The following is a 3617-nucleotide window of genomic DNA, read 5'->3' as shown; positions in this document are numbered from 1 at the left end:
GGCGCAGCGCGTCGAGCAGGGGCGCGGCGGCGGGGGAGTCGGGGAGGGCGGCCAGCGCCTCGACGGCCGTCACGGTGTCGAGGTAGGGCCCGCGGTAGAGGGTCTCGCCCAGCAGTTCGGCCACGGGCAGCACGGCGTGCCCGTCGTGCAGGGCGCCCGCCTCGGCCAGCGCGGCCCATACGGCGCCCTGGGCGGTCGCCGCCTCCTCGGACAGCGGGTGCTCTGCGAGCCTGCGCAGTACGGGCCGCAGTTCGGGCGAGAAGAGGTCGCTCAGCGGGGCGGCGGCGGTGGTCGTCACAGCAGCTCCAGGTGGGAGGTCGCGATGGTGCGCAGCATCACCTCGGAGGTGCCCGAGGCGAGGGTGAGCGTCGGGGCGTAGCGCAGTGCCCGCTCGGCGCGGCCGAGATCCGGGGCGTCGGGGTCCTGGTGGGTCAACAGGCCGTCACGGCCGCGCAGTTCGAGGCAGAACCGGGCCACGTCGCGGGCCTGCTCGGTGACGTACCACTTCGCCATCGCGGCCAGCACCGGATCGGCGCGGCCCGCGTCCAGCCCGGCCACCATCCGCCAGGCCAGCGCGTGTCCGGCCGTCAGGCGTGCGTCGAGGTCGGTGTACCGCTCCCGCAGCGCGGCGGGCACCGCGTCCGCCACCGAGTCGAGCCAGTGGCGGATCTTGGCGTGGAAGTCGACCCCGGTCCGCTCCAGCACGAGCAGTTCGCTGATCATCCGCCAGCCGTCGTCGACGTCGCCGAGGACGTCGTCCCGCGTCAGCCGGACCCCGTCGATGGAGATCTCGCAGAAGGCGTCGTCGGTGAGGTTGGACAGCGTGCGGATCGTCACGCCGGGGGAGCGCAGCGGCAGCAGGAAGAGCCCGATGCCGGGCATGGTCCCGGGCACCGTGACCGCCGCGCACAGGGCCGTCTCGGCGAAGCCGGACTTCTGGTTGAACACCTTGGTGCCGTACAGCCGCCAGGCTCCGTCGCCGTCGGGCTCGGCCCGGGTGGTGATCCGCCCGAGGTCGGAGCCGGCCTGCGGCTCGGTGAACAGCACCGTGGCGATCTGCTCGCCGCGCGCCAACGGCGGCAGCAGCCGGGCGCGTTGGGCATCGGTGCCGCTGTCCAGGACGAAGCGCCCCACGATGTCGACGCTCAGCACGTGCGCGTCGTCCGGCACTCCGGCGAGGATCATCTCCTCGGTGACCACGGCTGACTCGTGGTGGCCGAGCCCGCGACCGCCGTACTGTTCGGGCCAGCTGGGGGCGAGCCAGCCGCGCTCGCCGAGCAGCCGGTAGGTCTCCAGCAGTCCGGGCTCGTCCCCGGGCGGAAGGAGCCGGATCCGCCGGACCTCCTCCTGGACGACGGGTGAGCGCAGCAGTGCGCGTACGTCCTCGCGAAAGGCCCGCTGGGCCGGTGTCGGCCGGGTGTCGGGCACATCGGTCACGGGCAGGTGCGGTGTGCTCATGTCGGCTCCCCGTTCAGCAGTGCTCCGAGTGTCCGGCCGAGCTCCGCCACCTGCGGCGGGCGCATCATGCCGTAGTGGTCGCCGGGCACGCGGTGCCCGATCACCGGGCCGCTGGTCCAGGCCGCCCAGTCCGTGAGGGTGGACTCCGGGGAGGCTTCGGCGAGCACCAGGTCGATCCGGCCGTCGTACTGTTCCGGCCGCCATACCGCCGCCGTCGAGATGATCACGCGGAACACCTCCATGCGGCGCCGCATCAGGGTGGCGGATCCGGGCGGTACCAGCCCCGTGTCCACGAGCGCGCCGATGATCCGGTCGGCCTGCGCGGTCTCGTCCAGGCCCGCCAGCTGGTCGAGCGACCACTCGGCGGGCGGGTCGACGCCGGCCGTCAGTGCGAGGTTCTCGGCGAACATGCCGCGCAGCAGCGCGGCGTCCGGTGCCTCGTCCAGCACGGTCGGCTTCTGCGTGTCGAGCATCGCGAGCAGCGTGACCTGTGCGCCCTGCTCGCGCAGCCGTACCGCCGTCGCGTGGGCCAGGCCCCCGCCGACCGACCAGCCGACGAGCCGGTAGGGCCCCTCGGGCGCCGCCTTGCGTACGGCGTCGGCGTAGGCGTTCGCCATCTCGTCGACGGAGCGCGGGAGTTCACCCTCGTCCAGACCCGGCACCGAGACCCCGTAGCAGGGGATGCCGGCCGGCAGTTCACGGCACAGCGCCGCGTACGCGAGCGACGAGCCGCTGCTCGCGTGGAAGAAGAACACCGGGGCCTGCCCGGGGTCCCCGGGCAGCAGCGGCACCACGAGGTCGGGCTGCTCCGTGGCCGCGGCCGCCGCATCGGGCCGGGTGGCCAGGGCGTTCTCGGCCGCGGCCACCAGGGCCGTCAGCGTGGGGCGGGTGAGGAACTCGCCGAGGTCGAGGGCGAGCCCGGTACGTTCCCGGATCTCGACCACGAGCGCTGCCGCCTGGAGCGATCCGCCGCCGAGCGTGAAGAAGTCGTCGTCCGCCGGGACGTGGGCCAGGCCCAGCCGCTCGCACCACAGCTCGGTGACCAACTGCCCCAGCGGGGACCAGGAGCCGGGCGCCGCGGCGGGCAGCGGCTCGCTGTCGTCCTGCGCGGCGGCGAGCGGGACACCGGGGACCGGCCCCCGCAGGGCGAGGGCGCTCACCGGGGTGCCGGGCGCCGTGACCATGCTCTCCAGCACGGTCCGCAGATCGGCCAGGAGCGTGTCGATGCGGGACCGGTCGAACAACTCGGTCGAGTACTCGGCGTGCAGCACGAGCGCGCCCTCGGAGGTCCGGGCGGCGCTCAGCGTCAGATCGAAACGCGACGTGCCGAGCGGCACGTCGCACGGCTGCACCCGCAGGGCGCCGAGGGTGAACTCCTCGACGTCGGCCTCGCTGGTCACCAGCGCGACCTGGAACAGCGGGTTGCGGGCGCCGGACCGTGCGGGCCGCCGCCGGGCCACCACCTGGTCGAACGGCAGCTCCTGGTGCCGGTGGGCGTCGGAGACGACGTCGGCGGTGCGCTCCAGCAACGTGCCCAGCGGCGGGTCGCCCGCGGTACTGGTGCGCAGCACGACCGTGTTGGGGAAGAAGCCGAGCAGCGACTCGAGTTCGGGCCGGATCCGGCCGGAGAAGACGGTGCCGATCGTGATGTCGGTGCTCTCGGCCCAGCGGCTCAGCAGTGCGTTCAGCGCGGTGGCGAGCACGGTGAGCAGCGGACCGTCGTGCAGCCGCGTCAGCTTCTCGGCCAGCGGGGGCGGCACCGTCAGTCCGGTGATCGTCTCACCGGCCCAGGTCGGCTTGCGGGGGCGGGGCCGGTCGGCGGGCAATGCCGTGGGGACCGCTTGTGCCAGGTGCCGTTCCCAGTACTGCGCCTGCTGTTCGCCCACGGGCCCGGCGAGCCGGTCGCGCTGCCAGGCGGCGTAGTCGGTGTACTGCACGTGCGGGGCAGGCCGGTCGGTTCCGCACGCGTCGGGCGGTGCGGCGTAGTCCCGGCTGAGTTCGCCGATGAGCAGGGGGATCGACCAGTCGTCCACGACGGCGTGGTGCAGGATCAGCGCGAAGACGTGGTCGTCGGGGGCGAAGCGCCACAGGCGCGCCCGCAGCGGGGCGGCCGCGCCGAGGTCGAAGGGCTGCCGGGCCGCCCGCGCGACGTGCTCGTG

Annotated in this window: 2 protein-coding genes and 1 pseudogene; all 3 read right to left on the bottom strand. The window is 74.1% G+C overall.

The window, feature by feature from the left end; all coding sequences use genetic code 11:
* Nucleotides 1-298 (bottom strand): annotated as a pseudogene (locus G3I40_RS30975) (hypothetical protein); the annotation flags it as partial.
* The gene (locus tag G3I40_RS30970; protein WP_164305940.1) at nt 295-1458 is read right to left on the bottom strand and encodes an acyl-CoA dehydrogenase family protein; all 1164 of its coding nucleotides are present in this window, start codon (nt 1456-1458) and stop codon (nt 295-297) included. The pseudogene G3I40_RS30975 and the gene G3I40_RS30970, both read right to left, overlap by 4 nt.
* Nucleotides 1455-3617 (bottom strand): condensation domain-containing protein (locus tag G3I40_RS30965; RefSeq protein WP_239092042.1); only part of this gene is annotated, 2163 nt, incomplete at its 5' end. The genes G3I40_RS30970 and G3I40_RS30965, both read right to left, overlap by 4 nt.

It is taken from the genome of Streptomyces sp. SID14478 (genome assembly GCF_010548525.1).
GTDB lineage: Bacteria > Actinomycetota > Actinomycetes > Streptomycetales > Streptomycetaceae > Streptomyces.
Note: the sequence above shows the minus strand (reverse complement) of the source record. Positions and strands in the feature narration are given on the sequence as shown.

Bases quoted from the DNA above. Each gene is read 5' to 3' on its own strand.
- G3I40_RS30970 (WP_164305940.1), bottom strand. From the start codon at position 1,458: ATGAGCACACCGCACCTGCCCGTGACCGATGTGCCCGACACCCGGCCG.